At 39.8% G+C, this 22,317-nt stretch carries 20 protein-coding genes; 2 read left to right on the forward strand and 18 right to left on the reverse strand.

The genetic code is table 11. The features are described from left to right. Nucleotides 1-185 precede the first annotated feature (185 nt). The gene (locus IGI49_RS04815; protein ID WP_429963591.1) at nucleotides 186-761 is read right to left on the reverse strand and encodes a hypothetical protein; all 576 of its coding nucleotides are present in this window, start codon (nucleotides 759-761) and stop codon (nucleotides 186-188) included. Nucleotides 762-920: 159 nt separating this feature from the next. Here IGI49_RS04815 and IGI49_RS04820 point away from each other — a divergent pair, with 159 nt between their 5' ends. Continuing rightward, nucleotides 921-2,588 (forward strand): phosphoenolpyruvate carboxykinase (ATP), encoded by a 1,668-nt coding sequence (locus IGI49_RS04820; RefSeq protein ID WP_429963592.1) that lies wholly within the window; start codon nucleotides 921-923, stop codon nucleotides 2,586-2,588. Between the two features lie 80 nt (nucleotides 2,589-2,668). Further along, entirely contained in the window at nucleotides 2,669-4,372 is a 1,704-nt protein-coding gene (efbA, locus tag IGI49_RS04825) for a fibronectin-binding protein EfbA (RefSeq protein WP_429963593.1), read from the forward strand. Here the strand turns inward: efbA and IGI49_RS04830 are convergent. The 17 genes from IGI49_RS04830 to fic all read right to left on the reverse strand — a co-directional run bounded on the left by IGI49_RS04830 (nucleotide 4,369) and on the right by fic (nucleotide 22,154). Then, on the reverse strand, nucleotides 4,369-5,385 hold the full coding sequence (locus IGI49_RS04830) for an AI-2E family transporter (RefSeq protein ID WP_429963594.1): 1,017 nt from the start codon (nucleotides 5,383-5,385) through the stop codon (nucleotides 4,369-4,371). The genes efbA and IGI49_RS04830 overlap by 4 nt on opposite strands. A gap of 110 nt (nucleotides 5,386-5,495) precedes the next feature. Then, complete coding sequence (gene pyrE, locus IGI49_RS04835; RefSeq protein ID WP_429963595.1) at nucleotides 5,496-6,128, reverse strand: orotate phosphoribosyltransferase; 633 nt, start codon at nucleotides 6,126-6,128, stop codon at nucleotides 5,496-5,498. Then, a complete protein-coding gene (gene pyrF, locus IGI49_RS04840) occupies nucleotides 6,125-6,841 on the reverse strand; it encodes an orotidine-5'-phosphate decarboxylase (protein ID WP_429963596.1) in 717 nt (238 codons plus the stop codon). The genes pyrE and pyrF overlap by 4 nt, the downstream gene beginning before the upstream one ends. Continuing rightward, nucleotides 6,841-7,764 carry a dihydroorotate dehydrogenase gene (locus IGI49_RS04845; protein ID WP_429963597.1) on the reverse strand — a complete coding sequence of 308 codons (924 nt, stop codon included), beginning with the start codon at nucleotides 7,762-7,764 and terminating at the stop codon, nucleotides 6,841-6,843. The genes pyrF and IGI49_RS04845 overlap by 1 nt, the downstream gene beginning before the upstream one ends. Further along, the gene (locus IGI49_RS04850; RefSeq protein ID WP_429963598.1) at nucleotides 7,764-8,534 is read right to left on the reverse strand and encodes a dihydroorotate dehydrogenase electron transfer subunit; all 771 of its coding nucleotides are present in this window, start codon (nucleotides 8,532-8,534) and stop codon (nucleotides 7,764-7,766) included. Before IGI49_RS04850 ends, IGI49_RS04845 begins: the two co-directional genes overlap by 1 nt. A 95-nt stretch (nucleotides 8,535-8,629) precedes the next feature. Further along, nucleotides 8,630-11,812: a carbamoyl-phosphate synthase large subunit gene (gene carB, locus IGI49_RS04855; protein WP_429963599.1), complete on the reverse strand. Its 3,183-nt coding sequence runs from the start codon at nucleotides 11,810-11,812 to the stop codon at nucleotides 8,630-8,632. After that, nucleotides 11,813-12,892, reverse strand: a complete 1,080-nt coding sequence (locus tag IGI49_RS04860) for a carbamoyl phosphate synthase small subunit (protein ID WP_207701329.1) — start codon at nucleotides 12,890-12,892, stop codon at nucleotides 11,813-11,815. A gap of 4 nt (nucleotides 12,893-12,896) precedes the next feature. Then, the gene (locus IGI49_RS04865) at nucleotides 12,897-14,177 is read right to left on the reverse strand and encodes a dihydroorotase (protein ID WP_207701328.1); all 1,281 of its coding nucleotides are present in this window, start codon (nucleotides 14,175-14,177) and stop codon (nucleotides 12,897-12,899) included. A gap of 164 nt (nucleotides 14,178-14,341) precedes the next feature. Further along, nucleotides 14,342-15,268, reverse strand: a complete 927-nt coding sequence (locus IGI49_RS04870; protein ID WP_429963600.1) for an aspartate carbamoyltransferase catalytic subunit — start codon at nucleotides 15,266-15,268, stop codon at nucleotides 14,342-14,344. Between the two features lie 12 nt (nucleotides 15,269-15,280). After that, nucleotides 15,281-16,552, reverse strand: coding sequence for a solute carrier family 23 protein (locus tag IGI49_RS04875; RefSeq protein WP_429963601.1), 1,272 nt, complete (start codon nucleotides 16,550-16,552; stop codon nucleotides 15,281-15,283). 6 nt (nucleotides 16,553-16,558) lie between these two features. Continuing rightward, complete coding sequence (gene pyrR / locus IGI49_RS04880; RefSeq protein WP_207701325.1) at nucleotides 16,559-17,101, reverse strand: bifunctional pyr operon transcriptional regulator/uracil phosphoribosyltransferase PyrR; 543 nt, start codon at nucleotides 17,099-17,101, stop codon at nucleotides 16,559-16,561. Nucleotides 17,102-17,315: 214 nt separating this feature from the next. After that, nucleotides 17,316-18,224, reverse strand: a complete 909-nt coding sequence (locus tag IGI49_RS04885; RefSeq protein ID WP_429963602.1) for an RluA family pseudouridine synthase — start codon at nucleotides 18,222-18,224, stop codon at nucleotides 17,316-17,318. Further along, nucleotides 18,214-18,678 carry a signal peptidase II gene (gene lspA / locus IGI49_RS04890; protein ID WP_429963603.1) on the reverse strand — a complete coding sequence of 155 codons (465 nt, stop codon included), beginning with the start codon at nucleotides 18,676-18,678 and terminating at the stop codon, nucleotides 18,214-18,216. Before lspA ends, IGI49_RS04885 begins: the two co-directional genes overlap by 11 nt. A gap of 4 nt (nucleotides 18,679-18,682) precedes the next feature. Then, nucleotides 18,683-19,381, reverse strand: coding sequence for a CBS domain-containing protein (locus IGI49_RS04895; protein WP_429963604.1), 699 nt, complete (start codon nucleotides 19,379-19,381; stop codon nucleotides 18,683-18,685). 293 nt (nucleotides 19,382-19,674) lie between these two features. Further along, entirely contained in the window at nucleotides 19,675-20,448 is a 774-nt protein-coding gene (locus IGI49_RS04900; RefSeq protein ID WP_429963605.1) for a hypothetical protein, read from the reverse strand. 108 nt (nucleotides 20,449-20,556) lie between these two features. After that, a complete protein-coding gene (locus IGI49_RS04905; protein WP_429963606.1) occupies nucleotides 20,557-21,363 on the reverse strand; it encodes a class I SAM-dependent methyltransferase in 807 nt (268 codons plus the stop codon). Between the two features lie 185 nt (nucleotides 21,364-21,548). After that, entirely contained in the window at nucleotides 21,549-22,154 is a 606-nt protein-coding gene (fic, locus tag IGI49_RS04910) for a protein adenylyltransferase Fic (RefSeq protein WP_429963607.1), read from the reverse strand. Nucleotides 22,155-22,317: the final 163 nt, after the last annotated feature.

The raw sequence follows: 22,317 nt of genomic DNA on the forward strand, positions 1-22,317 counted from the left end.
CTAAACGTTGTATCTATGAAGTGAATTCATAAACACAACTTATCTACGCCAGTTTTGCCAGCTATTTAATTGAACAGATAAGTTTGTTCTAAACATGAATGTCACTCCTTCTTTGATATTGACATTAGTCTATCGAAAAATCAGATAGCTGTCAATGCTATTTATTAAAAAAAGATGAAATTGTTTCAGTTATTCTCATTTTGATCTTTCAGGCGCCACATTGGTAATCGATTCAACTCGGGAACGAATTCTTTATTTAGATCCTTCAGGTCCTCCACCACAAAGCGATTTTTTTCCTGACCTTTTTGGAAGAAAATGAACGTGATTTTGGTTGGATCCAGGTTATAGTTTTCTGCGATTTTGCTGCTATTGTAAACCAACGGATAATAGTAAAATGTACGATTAAGTTCTTCTTTTTGTTTCGGAGTATCTAGAATATTCAAAATATTCTCTAAAGAATCTCCATGAGGTTGAGCAAACATAACAGAAATTGCTGGGCTGCTCTCAATAGCTGCATCACCTTCTTCATAAGCAAAGGGTGTAATGTAGTCTGATTGCATCTGTTGGTTAACCAAGGTATTCAATTCGTCCTTACGTACACTTTTTTGTGCATAACCCACGCTTACCGAAAAGATAATCGAGAAAATGACCAAGCTTGCTGCAATTGTCAACGATTTCCTCTCATTTTCAGACACAGCCTGAATAAACAGCTGCCACCCTGCTCCCAATCTATTTTTTACTGTCACCAAAAAATTCTTCATTGACTTCCCTCCTTTAAATAGTATAATCGTTCCTCTGTCTCTTGACTAGTTTAATCTATCTGTTGAAATATTCTCATCGTATTATGTTTTTTTATCGTTTGTACACCTTAGTTTTTAATGCTATTATAATAATATATATTTCGCAGAGGAGGACGCCATATGAGTAGCATTCAGCATTTTAAGCAAACCGATATTACAATCGCAAATCCTATCTTTTCCAGCACTCGAACGATTATTGAAACCGCTTTTTATGGAAACAATGTCACTACCGTTAGTTCCCTGTCCGAAGCCTATCAGTTAGCGCAAAATTCTCAAGATGTTGTCGTTACAGATTTACCTGTTAGACACGCGGAGGAATTAGGTTTACCCACCGACACGAAAGTTCTGGTTTCCAATGACGGTGAAATTGTCGGTCGAACAGCAGCTGCCCGACGAATTATTGGACATTCCGATATCGATCAAGCTTATTATGATAAGATTTTGCGTGAAGCTGTCTTTCAAATTGGCGCTAAAGAGTGTTACAAAGGAAGCGTCTTTGTTGGCTTAGATCAGGAATTCTCCATGCAGTCCCACTTGATGCTGCCAAAGAAATACGCCGCTAATTTATACACTTATTTATTAAATTTCCAAATGGCGCAGGAATCAGTGAGTTTCTATCCTAACTCAGAAGCAATCCCTGAAGGCGATATCTACTTACTAGCTGATCCAGACTGGAAGCATCCTGATTTTCCTAACGGATTGGTTGTAGTTGATTCACGTCATAATTGTACAGCAGTCCTTGGTTTACGCTATTTTGGCGAACTTAAGAAAGCCACCTTGACTTTAGCATGGGCAACAGCTCACCGCAACGGTTTTATTGCCTGTCATGGGGGAATGAAACAATACTGTACTGCTAATCGCAAATACACAATGGCAGCTTTTGGTTTATCTGGCTCAGGTAAATCAACCATTACCTTGGCTAAGCATCAAAATAAATATGATATAAAAGTATTACATGACGATGCTTTTGTTATCTCCAAAGAAAAAGGATCAACCACTGCTCTCGAGCCCTCTTATTTTGATAAAACGCAGGATTATACCAGCAGCAGTGAAGAGCTAAGCTATGTAGTTACTGCTCAAAACGTTGGGATTACTTTAAATGAAAATGGAAATAAAGTATTAGTGACGGAAGATATTCGTAATGGTAACGGGCGCAGCATTAAGAGTCGATTTGCTACTGAGAATCGAGTAGATCATCTTGATGAGAAGATTGACGGCATCTTTTGGATTATGAAGGATGACAGTTTGCCACCAGTTATGAAGGTAAATGATCCTTGTCTAGCGGCCGTTTTTGGTGTTACTTTAGCCACTAAACGTTCCACTGCTGAAAATATCGTCAATGCTAAAGCGGATCAATTAGTTATAGAACCTTTTGCCAATCCGTTTCGAAGCTTTCCATTGGCTGAAGATTACCAAGATTTCTTGGAATTATTCCAAAAGAAGCAGACTGATTGTTACATGTTAAATACAGGTATTTTTGAAGGAAACGATGTAACACCTCAACATACCCTTTCTTCCATAGAAAAAATTGTTGAAAATACGGCAGAATTCAAAACCTTTGGCCCTTTAAAAGTATTATCTTATCTACCTATTGATGGACATGTTCCACCTTTTGAAGATGCCAATTATATCCAAAAATTAATCGAGCGATTTGAAACACGTTTATCTTTTATTCAACGAAGAAAGACAATTAATGATGGCTATGATCGTTTGCCAAATGAAACTGAAAAGCAGCTAATTATACTGCTGGAAGAACTGGCAGCTTATAAAGAAACGCTTAGCAACTAAAATTCGTCAGTGACCTTTGTTGGTCACTGACAAATTTTTCGTTATAATAGAGACACTATGAAAAGAAACGAGGGAAAAAGATGTCATTCGACGGAGTTTTTACCCATGCAATGGTGAATGAATTGCGGGCCTCTTTATTAAGTGGTCGTATTTCTAAAATTCACCAACCTTATGAAAACGAAGTAGTCTTAGTGATTCGCTCACAAGGCAAAAACCATCGACTACTACTTTCGGCTCACCCTAGCTATGCTCGGATTCAGCTAACAGAAATTGCCTATCAAAACCCAGATACCCCACCTAATTTTGTCATGATGCTTAGAAAACATTTAGAAGGGGCGATTTTAGAAGATATCTTGCAAATTGAAAACGACCGAGTGGTCCACTTTACCTTTACCAAACGGAATGAATTAGGCGATTTGCAGGATATCGAGTTAATTGTGGAATTGATGGGACGCCACTCAACGATTGTTTTGCTAAACAGTCAAACAGGGAAAATTTTGGATGCGATTAAGCATGTTGGTCATTCACAAAATACTTATCGTTCTATTTTACCTGGCAGTGAATATGTTACTCCGCCAAAGCAGGATCAAAAAAATCCTTTTAACGTTACTAAAGAAAATGTCTTTCACGTACTTTCTACCGCCGAAGAGATGACTGGTAACTATCTGCAGCAGCGATTTCAAGGCCTAGGTCGAGATACTGCTGATGAGTTGGCCTATCGCCTAAACAAGCAGCCCAATCGTAAAATGGATGTCTGGCAGAGCTTTTGGCAAGACTTAACAGACCAGATTCAGCCAACTTTAGGTATAAAAAATAATAAAGAGTTTTTTGCACCGTTACTGTTCAAAACCTTTTCCGAACCAGTAAGTTATCCATCTCTCAGCTTATTGCTGGACGCTTATTATGGTGAAAAAGCCGAAAAAGATCGCGTAAAGCAGCTGGGCAACGAACTAATCAAGCGAGTCGAAAACGAAATCAAACGCAATCAAACCAAACTGGAAAAACGACAAAAGACGCTAAAAGATTCAGAAAACGCTGAAGAGTTTCGTCGCGATGGAGAACTCTTAACTACGTTCATGACTCAAGTGCCTAGGGGTGCCGAAGAAGTTGAACTGCCAAATTATTACGAAGAAGACAAGTTGATTAAGATTCGTTTGAATCCAGCTCTGACTCCTAATCAAAATGCGCAAAAATATTTTCAACGTTATCAAAAACTAAAAAATGCGGTAAAGTTAATTTACAAGCAGATCGATGAAGCTAAAGAAGAATTAGCTTACTTAGAATCAATTTTAGCGCAATTAGAAATTGCTGGTCCAATGGATATCGAAGTTATTAAAGAAGAATTAGTCGCCAGTGGTTATTTGAAAAAGAAAAAAACGAAAAAAAATCGCAAACAGGCCCCTTCTCAACCAGAGACTTTTTACGCCAGTGACGGCACTCAAATTTTAGTGGGTAAAAATAACCTGCAGAACGACCAATTGACCTTGAGAAAAGCGCGTAAAACAGATATTTGGCTACATGCTAAAAATATACCTGGTTCACATGTCATCATAAAGGATGAGACTCCTAGCGATGAAACCTTGTTGGAGGCGGCTGAATTAGCAGCGTACTTCTCCAAGTTCCGACACTCTGCTCAGGTTCCAGTTGATTATGTGGCTGTAAAATATGTTCATAAGCCAAACGGTGCGAAACCAGGCTTTGTGATTTATGAAAATCAAAAAACGCTGTATGTAACACCTGAAGAACAGACCATCGAAGCGTTAAAGAAGAGCCCAGGAAATTAATTTTTCCTAGGCTCTCTTTTTATTTGGACATGAATAACTTCTAAAAAGAAGGTGAAAATCGGAATTCCTACAATCAATCCCCAAACCCCTAAAAAGCGTTCGCTTAACAGTAAAATAACAAATGTATAGAAAATTGGCAGCTTCGTTCGACTGGACATCAGCTTGGGATTTAAAATGTACGACTCCACAACATGAACAGCCATAACCAACAGCAAAACATAGACTACTGTCTGCAAACCATTGATTGAGTAGGCAATTAACGTAAGCGGAATAAAAGAAATAATTACACCCGCAACTGGAACCAAACTTAAAAAGAAAATCATAATCGCTAAAGACGGCAGCTGATTAAATCCAATTAAGGCTAAGCCTGCAGTAGTGATCCCTGTGTTAACTAATGCAATAATCAGTTGAACTTCCAACACGACTCCAAAGGTCTCAGTGAAGATTTTAGCAAAATAATGAACATCCTGGAAAAACCAGTCATAGTCACTATTCAAAAAATGTCGTGAAAACTGAAAAGTTCGTTCCTTTTCAATCATGAAGAAGAAACTTAGTAAAAAGGATAAGAAAAACGACACGGCAACCCGACCAACATTTTGCAATTGCTGGAAAATAATCCCTGCACCACTTTCTAATTTATCCTGCCAGTTATGGGTTTCAAAATACTTGGACAAATAGTTAGTAACTCCTGTTGAATCAAATTCTGTATGCTGGTAAAAACGCAGCAAGGAATTATAGGTTTGAATCGCCTGTTGAGCCAAGATCGTCGCATACTTAGCGAACAAAAGATAGAGCAAAAAAACAGCTATTAAGTAAAGTCCTATCGTCGCGGCAGCGTTAGGCAGCTTCAGATAGCGATGCAACAATTTCACAATTTTTGATGACAAATAGGTAAATATAAAGGTTAATAAAGCAATCGTAATAAACGACCGAGAAAGGTAAATCACTAGAATAAGAACGGCTAATACAACAAAGCGCCGCAGCCGAATATTTTCAATGAAATTTTGGTACATGTTCATCCCTCCACTGCTCTTAAATATACCATTAAAACCTTTTTTAGGCTTGGTGTAAGCACTAAAAACAGATAAAAACTCCTCACAATCTAGTGAGGAGCAGTCATTACTTATTTCAACCAATTTTCTGGATTTTGACGCCATTCTTTCAGAAGAGTTAGTTGTTGTTCATTAATGTAGTTTTCTTCTAAAGCAATTTCAATCAAAGTTGAATAGTTAGTCAAAGTCAGTAATGGCATTTCTGCGGCCTTGAATTTTTCAACACCTTTGTCTAATTCGTAAGTAAAGATAGCTGCAACACCCAAAACATCAGCACCTTCTCGTTTAGCTGCTTTAGCTGCTTCCAGCACACTGCCCCCAGTTGAAATTAGATCTTCAATAACTACCATCTTTTGACCTTCAGTAATACGACCTTCGATTTGGTTGCCTTTGCCATGACCTTTAGCTTTGCTGCGAATATAAACCATTGGCAGATCTAATAATTCAGCTACCCAAGCAGCATGAGGAATCCCTGCTGTAGCAGTTCCAGCAATCACTTCTACGTCTGGATAGTTGGCTTTGATTTCTTCAGCCAGTCCCTTGGCAATTTCGCGACGAACTTCAGGATAACTCATCGTAATCCGGTTATCACAATAGATAGGTGATTTGATTCCGCTAGCCCAAGTAAAAGGCTCATCGGGACTTAAAAAGACTGCTTCAATTTTTAATAAATCTTTGGCGATGTTTTCTGCAACTGTTCTCATTCTTCACCGTTCCATTCTTTTTTGATTTGAAGATAGCTTTGATAGGGTGTTTCTGATTGAGTTATCGGGCGTCCCACTACAATATAATTTGACCCAATTTCCCGTGCCTGCTGCGGATCCATTACCCGTTTTTGGTCACCAATCCTAGCACCTTTAGGGCGAATCCCCGGCGTTAAACAAATAAAATCATCGCTGGTCGCAGCGTGGATTATTTCTACCTCCAAAGCAGAGCATACCACACCGTCTAAGCCGGATTCTTTGGCACACTTAGCATAGTGCACAACACTTTCGTTTAACGGTACTTGAATCAATTGATCTCGGTGCATTTGCTCTTCGCTGGTCGAGGTTAACTGGGTAACCGCAATTAGATCTGGAACTGCATTTCCAGCAGCTGTACCTTCAGTTAAACCTTCTTTAGCAGCCTTCATCATTTCTATTCCACCAGCAGCATGAACGTTAGTCATACGAACACCAAGTCTTGCTAAGCCCTTCATCGCTTTTTTTACTGTATTTGGAATATCGTGCAGCTTCAGGTCAAGGAAAACGTCATGCCCGTCAGTCGTCAGCTCACGAACAATACTAGGACCTTCTTGGTAAAAAATCTCCATGCCGATTTTGACAAATAATTTTTCTTCCGCAGGAAACTGCGTTAAAAATGTCTTGATTGCTTCTTTTGAAGAGAAATCAAGTGCAATAATTGGTCGTTTTTCCATTATCTTCTGGCCTCCTTGACTTCTTTGCGTAATTCTTCCAGTGAATCAATACCTAACTCAGCCATTCTTGCTGGTAAGGCATCAATCAATTTGGGACAAATATACGGATCAGTGAAATTAGCTGTCCCCACTGCCACTGCGCTAGCGCCTGCCATAAACATTTCCAGCACATCATCAATTGTTTGCACGCCACCCATACCGATAATCGGTAAGTCGCTAACCCCAGCTACTTGATGAATTAAGCGAATCGCCACAGGCTTGATTGCCGGGCCAGAAAGTCCTCCGGTTTGGTTAGCCAAAATCGGCTGGCGAGTCTTCAAATCAATACGCATGCCCAAGAGGGTATTAATCATAGTAAAACCATCTGCTCCACCTTCGTCAATTGCCTTAGCAATTGGAACAATGTCGGTAACATTTGGACTAAGTTTAACATATATTGGTACACTGGCGACCTCTTTTACCGCTTTAGTTAAACGATAAGCCACCTCTGGATCAGTTCCAAAAGCAATTCCGCCATGTTTTACGTTAGGGCAAGAGATATTCAGCTCAATCGCTTTAACATTCGATGCATCGCCAATTTTGGCACAGACTTCGATATAGTCTTCTTCACAAGCTCCAGCCACATTGGCAATAATCGGCAGCTGATCAAATTTCTCTAAAGATGGTAAAATTTCGTTCATAACTGTTTCTAGGCCTGGATTTTGTAGACCGATTGCATTGAGCATACCACTTGGTGTTTCGGCCACCCGTGGAGTCTCATTGCCGTACCGAGATTGAGGTGTAGTGGCTTTAATCATAATTGAACCTAACTGATTCAAGTCATAATAATCGGCATATTCTTTGCCAAATCCAAAACAGCCACTTGCCGGCATGATTGGATTCTTCAAATCTAAGCCTGGTAATTTAACGGCTAATGGATTCATTAAAAAACAACCTCCCCTGCTTGAAATACTGGTCCGTCATCACAGACCTTCACACTCTTGCTCGGTTCGTCAGCAACATGGCAGACACAGGCATAACAAGCACCCATACCACAAGCCATTCGTGATTCTAAAGACAATTGAACATTACCTACTTCCCCATATAGCTGTTCTACTGTTTTCAGCAAACCATTATTTCCGCAGGCGAAAACTGCAGTTGGTTTTTCCTGAGTTGCCAGCAATAAATTACCAACATTCCCTTGAAGACCAAAGCTGCCGTCATCAGTTGAAAAGCGTGTATCTCCTAATGCTTGAAACTCTTCGGCATAGTAGACAAATTCTTTCGAAGCAAAGCCCAAGAAATGAATGACTTGCACACCCTGTTTCGTTAGTTGTTTTGACAACTCATACAAAGGAGGGACACCAATGCCGCCACCAACGATAAATGCTGTATCTCCTTGGTTCAAACCTGACAAATCAAAGCCGTTTCCTAAAGGACCCATAACATCCAACTGATCGCCAGCTTCTAGCTCCGAAAAAAATTTGGTGCCGTCCCCTTCAACCCGATAGATAATTGTGCAGGTAGATTTTTCACGATCAATTTGGTTAATACTGATCGGACGACGAAGTAATAAATCCGCTCTTGGTACCCGAATATGGATAAACTGGCCGGGATTATTCATCTGCTCAACCAGCTTGCCGGTTAAAACCATTTCATAAATTCTTGGTGCTAATTGCTGCTGACTAACAATCGTCATCATTTCTTGTTTCATAATGGCCTCCTTTAAGAAAGGCTCCGCAAACACACTCAGCTTGCGAAGCCTGAAATCGAGTATAGATTTTTTACTAGCAGACAAAAGTGTCTGGCTTAAATTTCGTGAATGGAGAATGCTCGAGATTCCATTACCCGCAAGATAGCATTTGCCGTATCTAGCGAAGTGAATAATGGCACTCCGTGTTCAACTGCCTCGCGACGGATAATGAAGCCGTCCTCCGAAGAATTCTGGCGATTTTTATCCATGGTGTTAATAACTACCTGAGCTTCGCCGCGGCGGATCATTTCCACTACGTTGTCTTCTGATGACTCAGAAATCTTGGCAATTGTTTTAGCAGTTAAACCATTTTCTTCAAAATACTTGGCAGTGCCCGCAGTGGCGATCAAACTATAGCCCACATCAGTAAAGCGTTTCGCCAAGTCTAGAGATTCTTCTTTATTTTCATCCGCAACAGTGAATAGGACAGCACCATAATCTGGCAGATGCAATCCCGCTGCTTCAAAGGCTTTATACAAAGCCTTTTCCAGACTGCGGTCTGAACCCATTACTTCCCCGGTTGATTTCATTTCAGGCCCTAAGTAGGTATCAACCTTCTGCAGTTTAGTAAAGCTGAAGACTGGAGCCTTTACGTGAACCAGTTTGCTTTCAGGATACAAACCATCTTTGTAGCCTAATTCTTCCAAGCTGTTTCCTAAAATTACTTTAGTAGCAATTTGCGCCATTGGAATATTAGTAATCTTACTTAAGAACGGTACCGTCCGACTAGCCCGCGGATTCACTTCAATTACATAAACCTGTTCCTCATGGATAACGAACTGAATGTTCATCATGCCGATGCAATTCATACCTAAAGCTAGTTTTCGCGTGTAGTCTTCAATCGTTGCAATGATCTCAGGTGAGAAGGTTTGCGGCGGATAAACTGCCATCGAGTCTCCCGAATGAACTCCAGCTCTCTCGATATGCTCCATAATCCCTGGAATCAGAACTGTTTTACCGTCACAGATGGCATCTACTTCACATTCTTTACCCACCATGTAACGATCGACTAGCACTGGATGCTCTGGAGAGGCTTTTACCGCATTTGCCATGTAGTCTTCCAAGTCCGCCTGGTTTTCGACGATTTCCATTGCCCGTCCACCAAGTACATAACTTGGACGTACCAATACTGGATAACCAATTCGATCAGCAATAACCACGGCTTCTCCGCTGCTGGTAGCTGTATCGCCTACCGGCTGGGGAATACCTAGTTTCTTAAGAACCTGTTCAAATTGGTCACGATCTTCCGCCCGATCCAAATCCTCAATACTAGTTCCTAGAATTTTGACACCGTTTTTCACTAAAGGTTCTGCCAAGTTAATTGCAGTTTGACCACCAAATTGCACAATAACACCAATTGGCTGCTCTAGTTCAATTACGTTCATAACATCCTCTAAGGTTAAAGGTTCAAAGTAAAGCTTATCAGAGACTGAGAAGTCTGTCGATACCGTTTCAGGATTACTATTCATAATAATTGCTTCATAGCCAGCTGATTGGATCGCTTTTACTGAATGAACAGTTGCGTAATCGAATTCAACCCCTTGACCGATTCGGATTGGGCCAGAACCTAATACCAACACTGATTCCTTATCTGAACGAATGCTTTCATTTTCAAATTCATAGGTGCTGTAGAAATATGGCGTTTGCGACTCAAACTCAGCTGCACAAGTATCTACCATTTTGTAAACAGGTAAAATTTTCGCTTCATGTCTAAAGTCGCTGATTTCTTTTTCAGTCATTGACCACAAGCTAGCAATTTTCTTGTCAGCAAAACCATTTTGCTTGGCTTTTTTCACTACATCAGCATCTTTTACATGCTGAGCCAGTTCATTTTCTAACTCAACGATGTGTAATAATTTATCCAGGAAGAATAAATCAATTTTAGTCAGTTCACTGAGCTCTTCAATAGTGTATCCACGACGCAGTGCCTCGGCTAAATAGAATAAGCGATCATCTTGAGCTTTGACTATTTTTTCAGTTAAAAGCTCATCGGTTGCTTCACTAAATTCATCGATTTCTACATGATAAGTACCAATTTCCAACGAACGAACAGCCTTCAGTAGGGATTCCTCGATGTTACGGCCGATTGCCATAACTTCACCTGTTGCCTTCATTTGCGTTCCTAGTACTCTTTCACCAGATTCAAATTTATCAAAAGGCCAGCGGGGAATTTTCGCAACCACATAATCTAGGGCTGGTTCAAATTCAGCGTAGGTTGTTCCCGTTACTGGATTCTTCATTTCATCCAAGGTTAATCCAACCGCGATTTTTGCTGCGAGTTTAGCAATCGGATAACCAGTTGCTTTACTTGCTAAGGCAGATGAACGAGACACTCGCGGATTCACTTCGATTACATAATAATTAAAGCTGTGAGGGTCTAATGCCAGCTGAACGTTACAACCGCCTTCTATTTTCAAGGCGCGGATGATTGATAAGGAGGCATCCCGCAGCATTTGGTATTCATAATCAGACATGGTTTGACTCGGGGCAAAAACAATTGAATCACCAGTATGAACGCCTACTGGGTCAAAGTTTTCCATATTACATACTACAATCGCATTGTCAGCTGAGTCACGCATTACTTCATACTCAATCTCTTTGTAGCCGGCGATTGATTTTTCAATCAAACATTGAGTAGCTGGTGACAGCTTCAAGCCATTTTCAGCAATCACTCGCAATTCTTCTTCATTGTCACACATACCCCCACCGGTTCCACCTAGTGTGAAAGCTGGACGTACGATAATTGGATAACCGATTGTATTAGCAAAAGCAACTGCTCCTTCAACCGTATTTACAATTTCCGATTCAGGAATTGGCTGGGATAATTCCTCCATCAACTGTTTAAATAAGTCACGGTCTTCCGCTTGATCGATCGCCGAAAGTTTCGTACCTAACAATTCGATGTTTAATTCATCTAGGATGCCAGAAGCAGCCAGTTCCATTGCCATATTTAATCCCGTTTGCCCACCGAGAGTCGGCAGGATTGCATCTGGTAACTCCTTACGCAGGATGCGGGAAACGAATTCTAACGTAATTGGTTCGATATAAACTGAATCTGCAACTTCCTTATCAGTCATGATAGTTGCCGGATTAGAATTCACTAAAACAACTTCATAACCTTCCTCTTTTAAAGCTAAGCAAGCTTGCGTACCAGCATAGTCAAATTCGGCTGCTTGTCCAATGACAATCGGTCCAGAACCGATGACCATGATTTTTTTAATATCTGTGCGTTTTGGCATTTATGCTTGCTCCTTCCATGCGTCCATCATTTCCATAAATTCATCGAATAAATGTAGTGCATCATGTGGTCCTGGCGCAGCATCCGGATGAAATTGCACACTGAAGGCTGGGTAGTGGCGATGTCTTACCCCTTCAATCGTTCCGTCATTTACTTCCACATGCGTTACCATTAATTTTGTAGAGTCAATTGTTGCTTCATCCACCGCAAAACCGTGATTTTGTGAAGTAAAATCAATCCGTCCGGTTGCGATTTCTCGTACCGGATGATTTAATCCCCGGTGGCCAAACTTCATTTTATACGTGTCAGCATCATTTGCCAGTGAGAATAATTGATGACCCAAGCAAATTCCAAAAATTGGCACTTTCCCTTGAATTTTTTGAATCATTTCAATCGCTTCTGGCACATCTTTAGGGTCTCCTGGTCCGTTCGTCAACATCACACCGTCAGGAGCCAAATCCAAAATCGTTTTTGCATCGGTATTGTAAGGCATAACCGTCAAATTACATTCCCGACGAGATAATTCTCTCAAAATGCTATGCTTTAAACCAAAATCGATGACGACAACATTACGGCCAACGCCAGGGCTTGGGTAAGGAGTAACAGTTGAAACCTGATGGACTTGATTGGTTGGTAAAACAGTTGCTTTCAATTGATCAAAGGCATGATGGAATTGATCACCAGAATCAACAATGCTGGCTTTCATAGTTCCGTGATTGCGTAATTTTTTCGTTAATGCACGAGTATCAATTCCTGCGATCCCAGGAATTCCCTTGCGCTTTAAAAATTCATCTAAGGTCATTTGGTTGCGCCAGTTGCTTGCACGACGCGCATGTTCCTTAACAACAACCCCTTTACAAGTTGGAGCAATTGATTCATAGTCATCACGGTTGATCCCGTAATTCCCGACCATTGGATAAGTAAAGGTAATGATTTGTCCGTTAAAGCTTTGGTCTGTAATGGTTTCTTGATAACCAGTCATACTTGTTGTAAACACAATCTCGCCAAACACGTTGGCTTCAGCACCAAAAGCTTCTCCTTCAAATACCGTACCATCTTCTAAAATTAGCAGTCTCTTCAACTTATTAGTCCTCCTTGTTATACACCAGTTTACCATCCACAAAGGTGAACATCGTATTGCCTTTAACAGGCCAGCCTACGAATGGTGTATTTACCCCCATTGAAGCAAATTGCTGATCATCAATTTTTTCTTCTGTGTATAGATCAAATACCGCAACGTCGGCAGGTGCGCCGATATTCAGTGTGCCAGCGTTTAAGCCAAAAATTGCTGCAGGCTTCACTGCCATCCAGTCAATCACTTGTTCTAAAGTAAAGCGGCCCGTTTCTACAAAGTGTGTATAGATCAATTGGAAAGCTGTTTCGCTGCCAACAATACCAAATGGTGATTTTAAGAACGTTTGATTTTTTTCTTCTAACCCATGAGGGGCATGATCGGTAGCGATACAATCAATAGTTCCATCCATTAATCCTTCGATTAGCGCATCACGATCTTCTTTACCTCGTAATGGCGGGTTCATTTTCCAAAAACCGTTATCTTCTGGAATATCTTCATCCATCAAGATTAAGTGATGAGGTGATACCTCTGCAGTTACATGAACGCCTGCTCTCTTTGCATCACGGATTATTCTTACACTTTCTTTTGTTGATACGTGGCAGACATGATAGTGTGCACCAGTTTCTTCGGCTAGAATTACGTCGCGAGCGATTTGAGAAGATTCAGTCGCACTCATGATTCCTGGCAGATCAAGCTTTTCACTGATCTCGCCTTTGTGCATAACACCGCCGAATAGTAATGAATCATCTTCTGTATGAGCAACTAAAGCCATCCCTTGCTTCGCAGCCTCTTGCATTGCTAAATACATAGTTCCGGCTGTTTGCACGCCCACTCCATCGTTAGTAAAGGCAAATGCGCCAGCTGCTTTCAGTCCTGCTTGGTCAGTTAATACTTCACTGCGCAGCTCTTCTGTGATCGGTGCATACTGCAATACTTTGACTACTGCATCACGTTCAATGATATCAAGGACTTGCTCAAATTTCTCAACTGTATCAGGAGTAGGATCAAGGTTAGGCATTGCACAAACGGTTGTAAATCCACCACGGGCTGCTGCTTGACTTCCTGTTTTGATGGTTTCTTTATAAGTAAAACCAGGCTCTCTTAAATGCACATGGACATCCACTAAACCAGGTGTTACTAATTGCCCCTTTGCATCGTAAACTTCATCAAAGTCCAAATCTGCAAAAGACTTGCCAATTCCAGCAATAATTCCATCTTCTAACCAAACATCTGCATCTATTAATTGATTGCCTTTTCCAGCAATTTTACCGTTTTTAATTAGTACCTTCATAATCCATCTCTCCTTGTTCATTTTAATGAATTAACTTTTCACCGAAAAATTAGTTCGATTTTTACGCCATACACTATCCAGTTACACTGTTCGTATTACACTAGGAAAAGTTGCTCTGCATCCAACTTGGATTCAATATATTATAAGCATTTTCTTCAAACTGATTAAGACACACCATTTAATATTGCTTCTAAAATCGCCATGCGAACAAACACACCATTGCTCATTTGTTCAACAATCCGTGACTGATAACTTTCAACCAATGAATCAGCGATTTCTACATCGCGATTAACTGGAGCCGGATGCATGATGATTGCTTTATCCTTCATACGTTTTGCTCTTTCAATCGTCAAACCGTAGTCTTGATGGTAACCTTCTTTGGAGAAGCTTTCGTTGCCATCATGGCGTTCGTGTTGTACCCTTAAAAGCATAACTACGTCTACCATTTCCACTAACTCGTCCAGTGGTCGGTATTCTCCATACACATCATAGCTAGAATCGTACCATTGCTCTGGTCCTGAGAAATAAACCTCCGCTCTCAATCGATTCAGCATTTGCATGTTGGACTTAGCTACCCTCGAGTGAGTGATGTCGCCTACAATCGCTACCTTCAACCCTTCAAAATGCCCAAATTCTTCATAGATTGTCATCAAGTCCAGTAAACATTGCGTTGGGTGCTGGCCGCTGCCGTCCCCACCATTAATAATTGAACAGTGAACCGTTCGACTTTGGATCAACTCGTCATAATAATTTTCATCACCATGTCGAATGACACACACATCTACACCGATCGCTGACATAGTCAACACGGTATCATATAAGGTTTCTCCTTTTTGCACAGAGCTGGTTCGTGAGTCAAAATCAATGACATCCAAGCCCATTTTCTTCTCAGCAACTTCAAAACTCTTATGGGTCCGAGTGCTGTTCTCAAAAAACAGGTTGGCCGCAAAATACTGTGATTTCTCAGGTGACCACTGTGCACCGTTTTTGAACTGTTGCCCTCGTTTAATAAGTCCCATAACTTCCTGATCGGATAAAGCTTCGATTGTTAACAAATGCTTCAAACTAATTTTTTCAGATTGGATGATCATGATTCTTCCTCCTTATTTTTCGCTGCGTGCTTTCTCAGGTAAAATCAAATTCAGTATAATGCCTAGCACAGTTGCTAGAGCCATTGAAGATAATGTAAAGGTGCCAGCTTGGAACACCAGCCCGCCGATGCCAATAACTAAGATCGTTGAAGCGATCAACAGGTTCTTTTTTCGGTCAAAGTTGATTTGGTTTTCAATTAAAATTTTCAATCCGCTAGCTGCAATTACTCCGAAGAGCACGAAGCTGATTCCAGAAATAACTGGTCCAGGGATACTCAAGATTAATGCACTTAATTTTCCAACAAAGCCTAAAGCGATAGCGAACACTGCTGCACCACCAATTACAAACACACTGTGTACCCGCGTGATTGCTAGCACTCCGATATTCTCACCGTAACTAGTTACTGGCGGTCCACCGACAAGTCCCGCTACGATTTGGGCGAAGCCATCTCCCATCAAGGTACGATCCAACCCAGGATCTTCAAAAAAATTCCGCTTAGTTAATTTATTCAATACCATTAAATGACCGATATGTTCTGTCATCGTGACGAAAGCGATTGGTGCCATCGTAGTAATAGCATTTAGATAAAGCTTCGGCTGATAGGTGGCAAAAGGTACATCAAATGCTGGAAGTGCGAACCAGTGTGCGTCGATAATCGGTTGATAGTCGATAATGCCAAACAACATCGCGGTGATATAACCGCAGACAATTCCTAGCAGAATCGGAAGTAATCCGAGAAAACCTGAGAGAAACATGTTGAAAAAAATCGTTAATCCCAAAGTAATTAAAGCAACTAGTACGTATTTAAAATCGTAAACATCGTTATTGTACATCGCATTAGTGGCCGCGTTACCAGCTAGACCCAAACCGATAACCATAACAACTGGTCCCACAACAATTGGCGGTAAAATTTTATCCAGCCAGGCAGACCCGATTTTTCGAATAAGGAATGATACAATCAGATAAACTAAGCCGCAGGTCATCGCTCCCTGTGCAACTGCTGGATATCCATCAGATTTCATCAGTAGTTGCATTGCTGCGATAAAGGCAAAGCTGCTGCCTAGATATGCTGGGATTTTTCCTTTTGTGACTGTCAGGTATACTAGCGTCCCCAGTCCGGAACTGACCAGCGCAATACTTGGATTGATCCCCACCATAATCGGAACCAGCACCGTAGCGCCAAACATCGTAAACAGATGTTGAATACTTAACCCTACCCAATGTCCTGCACTAGGACGATCCTTGATGTCTAATACCACATCGTCGTTGTGAAACTCTTGCATTTGTCTTTACGCCTCTTCCTTTTGGATCAAGATTCGATCTTGTCCGTCCAATTCTTCCATTTCAACAATGATTTCTTCGGTTAATGCTGTTGGAATATTTTTCCCTACATAATCAGCACGAACCGGTAATTCCCGGTGTCCGCGGTCAACTAGCACTGCTAGGGAAATACGATTTGGTCTGCCGTAATCCATTACTGCGTCGAGAGCTGCGCGGATTGTGCGTCCAGTAAACAACACATCATCCACTAAGATGACTTCTTTACCAGCAATTTCAAAAGGAATATCCGAAGAGTGCAGCTCAGGTTCAGCTGTCTCCTGTTTCTGTACATCATCCCGGTAAAGGGTGATATCCAGCTCGCCAACTGGAATTTCAATATGTTCTAATTGTTTCAACCGTTCAGCAATTCGCTGAGCGATAAAAATTCCTCGAGTTTTGATGCCTACTAATACAATATCTTGAACTCCTTTGTTACGTTCAATGATTTCATAGGTGATACGGGTTAACGCTCGTTTCATCGTTACCTCATCGACAACTTCCTTTTTGTACATCTTGTCTCCTCCTCTTTTTTCCATAAAAAAACTCCTACCCGCATGCAGGTAGGAGGATTGTAATCGACTTCGTCAAAAATGATAGAGTTGATCCTAAGCGCACTTAGTCCAAGCTTCTATCTCCACCCTTCTTAGCCTCACGGGACTACTCTTAAAGGATCTCGCTATTCAGTTTTTTTCACTGAGAATACTATACCGTTCTTTCTCTGAGAAATCAATCATTTTCTCGCAGTTGCTTCAAAGTTTTTTGAAAAATTTCCGGCAGCGGTGCTTCAAAAACTAAGTTCTCTCCCGTTTTCGGATGAGTAAAGCCTAATAGCTTCGCATGTAAAAATTGTCCGTTACCCTTTAAGGTTTTCTTAGGTCCATACAACGGGTCACCAGCTACTGGATAACCAATGTATTGCATGTGTACCCGAATTTGGTGCGTTCGCCCCGTTTCCAATTGCAATTCGATCAAAGTAAAGTCTGTAAAGCGTTCCAGCACTTCGAAATGTGTAACGGCTTCCTTGCCGCCTTCAATCACTGCCTGCATTTTCCGATCTACCTTTGAACGACCGATTGGTGCTTCAATCCGACCTTTTTCATGAGGAATTTCTCCATGAACCAAGGCTACGTATTTCCTTAACGACGTTTTGTCCTTCAGCTGTTTCGCCAAAGCTTCATGAGCCTGGTCATTTTTTGCTACCATTAATAAGCCAGAAGTGTCCTTGTCGATCCGATGAACGATACCTGGACGAACGACATCATTAATAGAAGATAAATCTTTAATTTGATGCAACAGACCGTTAACTAACGTTCCATGAGAATGGCCAGCTGATGGATGAACCACCATGCCTTGCGGTTTGTTAACCACAACTACATCCTCATCTTCATAAACAATATCCAGCTGCAAGTCTTCCGCTATCAGCTCTAATTCCTCTGGTTCAGGAATACGAATCAAAATCTGATCCCCTTTACTCACCTTGTAATTGGCCTTAATCGGTTGCTCAGCTACCGAAACCTGTCCATCCTTGATCCATTGCTGAATCTGAGAACGAGAATAATCTTTCAGCCGTTCATTAAGCACCTTGTCAATCCGGCCACTCTCTTCATGTATAATTACTTCAATTTCATTTTCCATGCTTTTTTTCTCTCTCATCTAATAAAATGTAAATAAATATCATCGCAACACCAATCACCAATGCCATATCCGCAATATTGAAAATCGGAAAGTTGATGAAATCCAGCTGAAACATGTCCACTACATAGCCTAAACGCAGGCGATCAATAAAGTTCCCCACCGCTCCAGCCAAGAATAAACTGATACCAATCGTCAGCCATTTGCTTTCATGCAAATGCTTGGCTAAATAATAAATCCCAGCACCCACAGCTATCACCGTAATAATAATGAAGAAAACCCGTTGCCCTTCTAACAAACTAAAAGCTCCTCCAGTATTATGAATGTAGGTTAAAGACAAAACATTCGGAATGACCTGTTGACCATCACCCAAATTAAAATTGCCGACAATCCAAAACTTAACTAATTGATCAAGTCCGATAATCGCAGCACTCAACAATAAATATACAGCTAACAATAGACTACTCCTCTTTCTGCGCATAAATATCCCTTGGCCGAACAATCCCCACCAAGTTACCATTAGGATCGCCATCTTTCGTGATCAAAACTGCTTCCAATGTCGTCTGGCTGCGGAACATTTCCTCAACCTCAGCAACCTTCGTATCGGCAGAAACAAAATGAAAATTCGTACTCTTACCATTTGTCTGCAGCAAATCCTCTGCCTTTTTTCCTTCCAGATTCACTGGACCTGCTAAGCTAGCTTGAGCAAAGAACAAACCAATCGTCCGCAAAGTCACTAAGCCCTTAAACTGACCCCGATGATAAACCGGAAACTGGGAAAAGCGCTTCTCAGCCACAATCTCCATAATTCTTCGCAACGGAAAATCCTGTTCAAAGCCTGTAACCTTCTTACCAAACCGCGGCAAAACCTTTTCCGGCCGAACTAGAGCCTCTTCAATCTCTGCAATCCGCTGAACCGCCCAATCATTTGGCTCCGCAATCACAAAATCATCTGCAATCTGATCATGCACAATCGCATTGCGCAGCTGCGCAAGCTGCAGCAAATCATTCTCATTATCTCCAACTAACGTTCCCTTACGTTTAGACAAACGACGAACCATCTCACTGAAGCCCATATTCGAAGGATTATTCAATTGATTCTTCAATTCTTTTTCAATACGATTAAATGTACTAAGAAAAATATCAGCTCTCTCGCCCATGCATGTGCTCCTTTTTCGTTACTATTCACAGTATAGTAAAAAAGAAAGGATAAAGAAAGCAGGAACGACGAAAAACTCGGCGGGGGGTGTGGAGTAGAATTGTTTCAGTTCGATTACGCAAAACTATATAATGTTATATTTTAAAATCATTACAGTATTTTAGATTGATATGAATTCGAATCATTCTGCTAGTATAAGTGAGTTACTAAACTTAATTCTATTTACTTAATGCCTCCCATGGATTATATTAAAAAATATTTAACTATCACAAATAAATTAGACATTACTCAACTTTACATACTAATAACAAACCAATTAAAAATGTCTCGCAAATAAATCATAGACAAAAAAATTACTATTGTTATTAAAAGTATTTTTAAGAAAAATGGAATCTTCCAAATATTCTTTCCTACAACAAATTGAAACATCAAATTTTCTGTATAAAATGAAAGTAAGTACAGAAAAAAGACAAAGATAAAAGTTCTTGGCATGCTCATTTCATATGGGGTTCTAGCAATAGAAAAAGCAATGCTTCTTGCAGATATAAAAAATAGTAGCAAAGGAAAGAGTAAGTATTCAATCTTTCTTATAAATTTGCTAATTATATCTTGTTCATAACCTCTATCCTTTATTCCTTTTACGTATCTATGATATAAATATCTAAAAAAAAGTGAGATGGAGAAGGAATTGATCGTGATAACACAAATTAACCATGCAATTTCATACGAAGGGATTTTTTCCATATATGTTAATAGGAGAACCATAATCGGGAAAATTACCCATACAAATTTGTTGTACCCTCTCAATCTACTAAGATTATCTTTAAATTCTTCCTCTCTAATCTTAAACTCTTGATGACCTTTAACTACCACTGATGATTGTACTTGTGTTGCAGTAATATTTATAGAAGAATTATCTCCCTTTGTGCTAATATCACTAAAATTTTGATCTTGAGTATTTGATGGACTGTTATCATTCTCAATTTTTTTCTTTTCTATTAATATACCTACAACTGTTGTGATCAATGTAATTATTGCACTGCTTAAAGTTAGAATAGGTTCTATCATTAAAATCTACCTTCTTTCCACTTCTTATGTCGGTCTTAAATGGTAAACACAATTAATTATATAAACTATGCCGTTGAGATTACTAAAATTCAATACGTACTTAACAATTTAATTATTTATACTTAAAACCATATAACTCAACGGAAACTTATCTAAAACCTTCGTTGACTCGTTATTAGCCATTTCCAAATTGTACTCCTCGATATCCTCCAAATTCAGCCCATTTTTTATAAGGGCTTTCAAAATATCCGACAGCTTATGCATGAACCAATAGCCTTCCTTGGATTCATACTCAACACCACCGATATAATCTAGACCGTCCTTATAATGATAAGGTCCTTTTTCGAAATATGGGACCAATAAATCAAAATCGGGCTTTTTTGCATCAAAATCGACCTCGAATAGATACGCAATTGGATGCATTTCAAAAATGAGCAGCTGTCCACTCTTCTTCAGCAAGCGGCTAACGACTGCAAAATACTCATTCAAATCTGGAAACCATTGAAGTGAGCCTTCTGATATATAAATGAAATCAAAGTAATTGTTGTATGAATAATTTATATCTAAAATATTAGTTCGTTCGAATGTAGCGTCAATTTTAGCTATTTCTGCTAGTTGTTTTGCTTCTTGAATTGCATTGTCTGAGATGTCAAAACCAACCGCTTTTTTGGCTCCGAGTTTCATTAGAGATAATAACTCTCTTCCGTTGTTACAAGGTAGCTGACCGATCACTTTACCGGTCAAATCAATTTCATCTAATTTTTCTAACAGTACAGCATCGCAATCTCTATCGAAAATCGTAAAATTAGAATCTTGGAATCCTTTTTGCAAAGAATTACTCCTAGCTTTTTGATGGTAATTCAATGCTTCATTCCATGCAGATCTGTTGCTATCGTATATATTTTTAGAGTTCATGAGATTTCCTCCACTAAATTCTTTACGTTTAATTATAACAGTAAATAAAAATAAATCGTTACCTATTATAAAAATAAGCAGCGATTTATAAAATAATTGCTTGAATTGGAGTGTATTTGCTTCTACTTATCTCGATCTCGCAATTTGACGAAAGTTTTGTATTTCTAAGCTGACCACAATATAGCCTACAAATCTTCAATCCTATATTCCATGTACCCTTCATAGAAATAACTAGTATCTATCCCTTTCATAAAAATCTCGCGATCATCAACTTTATCTGTCAGTGAATCCTTCAACAAAAATCTGATCTCCAGATCATTTACAGGACTACGTTCCATGGCAGAAAGATATGCTTCTTTGTCGACTTGACTCCAGTCCACAACTTTTCCAAGTTCCTTCTTCAAGATTAAATCTAGCCAGATTCTCATGCTTCTACCGTTTCCTTCACGAAAAGGATGAGCAACATTCATCTCTACATATTTAGCAATGATTTCTTTATAATTATTCTGAGGCATTTTATCAATATGTCCTAAGGCTGTTTTTAGATACATTACAGGAGCAAATCGAAAATTTCCTTTTGCTATATTAACATCTCTAATTTTTCCAGCAAAATAGTAAATGTCGTCAAAAAGATACTTATGAATTTCTGCCAATCCTTGAAAGGTTCCAACTTCTATCTCATCAATTTTTCCAGATTCAAATAGCTGCTTAGCTTTTTGTTTACTTATCTTTTCTTCAGCCTTAGCCAGTTCAATTTGATCTGTAATACCTACTTTGTTTTCTAACATCAATAGTTCTCCTTCATCATAAAAGGTGTCAAGAGTTTGGATATATACCTTATATACCTTATATACCTTATATACCTAATGTTACCATTTTAAACATACTGTGTAAAAACTATAATAGGTCAAATGATTCGCTAAGAAGCAATTCTTTAAAAGTTCTTTCCGATCA

The sequence above is a fragment of the Enterococcus sp. AZ071 genome, assembly GCF_050499065.1.
Classification (GTDB): Bacteria; Bacillota; Bacilli; order Lactobacillales; family Enterococcaceae; genus Enterococcus_A; species Enterococcus_A ferrettii.

Excerpts from the sequence above, each read along its gene's own strand:
- IGI49_RS04815 (WP_429963591.1), bottom strand. The coding sequence starts at position 761 with ATGAAGAATTTTTTGGTGACAGTAAAAAATAGATTGGGAGCAGGGTGG.
- IGI49_RS04820 (WP_429963592.1), top strand. The coding sequence starts at position 921 with ATGAGTAGCATTCAGCATTTTAAGCAAACCGATATTACAATCGCAAAT.
- efbA (WP_429963593.1), top strand. The coding sequence starts at position 2,669 with ATGTCATTCGACGGAGTTTTTACCCATGCAATGGTGAATGAATTGCGG.
- IGI49_RS04830 (WP_429963594.1), bottom strand. The coding sequence starts at position 5,385 with ATGTACCAAAATTTCATTGAAAATATTCGGCTGCGGCGCTTTGTTGTA.
- pyrE (WP_429963595.1), bottom strand. The coding sequence starts at position 6,128 with ATGAGAACAGTTGCAGAAAACATCGCCAAAGATTTATTAAAAATTGAA.
- pyrF (WP_429963596.1), bottom strand. The coding sequence starts at position 6,841 with ATGGAAAAACGACCAATTATTGCACTTGATTTCTCTTCAAAAGAAGCA.
- IGI49_RS04845 (WP_429963597.1), bottom strand. The coding sequence starts at position 7,764 with ATGAATCCATTAGCCGTTAAATTACCAGGCTTAGATTTGAAGAATCCA.
- IGI49_RS04850 (WP_429963598.1), bottom strand. The coding sequence starts at position 8,534 with ATGAAACAAGAAATGATGACGATTGTTAGTCAGCAGCAATTAGCACCA.
- carB (WP_429963599.1), bottom strand. The coding sequence starts at position 11,812 with ATGCCAAAACGCACAGATATTAAAAAAATCATGGTCATCGGTTCTGGA.
- IGI49_RS04865 (WP_207701328.1), bottom strand. The coding sequence starts at position 14,177 with ATGAAGGTACTAATTAAAAACGGTAAAATTGCTGGAAAAGGCAATCAA.
- IGI49_RS04870 (WP_429963600.1), bottom strand. The coding sequence starts at position 15,268 with ATGATCATCCAATCTGAAAAAATTAGTTTGAAGCATTTGTTAACAATC.
- IGI49_RS04875 (WP_429963601.1), bottom strand. The coding sequence starts at position 16,552 with ATGCAAGAGTTTCACAACGACGATGTGGTATTAGACATCAAGGATCGT.
- pyrR (WP_207701325.1), bottom strand. The coding sequence starts at position 17,101 with ATGTACAAAAAGGAAGTTGTCGATGAGGTAACGATGAAACGAGCGTTA.
- IGI49_RS04885 (WP_429963602.1), bottom strand. The coding sequence starts at position 18,224 with ATGGAAAATGAAATTGAAGTAATTATACATGAAGAGAGTGGCCGGATT.
- IGI49_RS04895 (WP_429963604.1), bottom strand. The coding sequence starts at position 19,381 with ATGGGCGAGAGAGCTGATATTTTTCTTAGTACATTTAATCGTATTGAA.
- IGI49_RS04900 (WP_429963605.1), bottom strand. The coding sequence starts at position 20,448 with ATGATAGAACCTATTCTAACTTTAAGCAGTGCAATAATTACATTGATC.
- IGI49_RS04905 (WP_429963606.1), bottom strand. The coding sequence starts at position 21,363 with ATGAACTCTAAAAATATATACGATAGCAACAGATCTGCATGGAATGAA.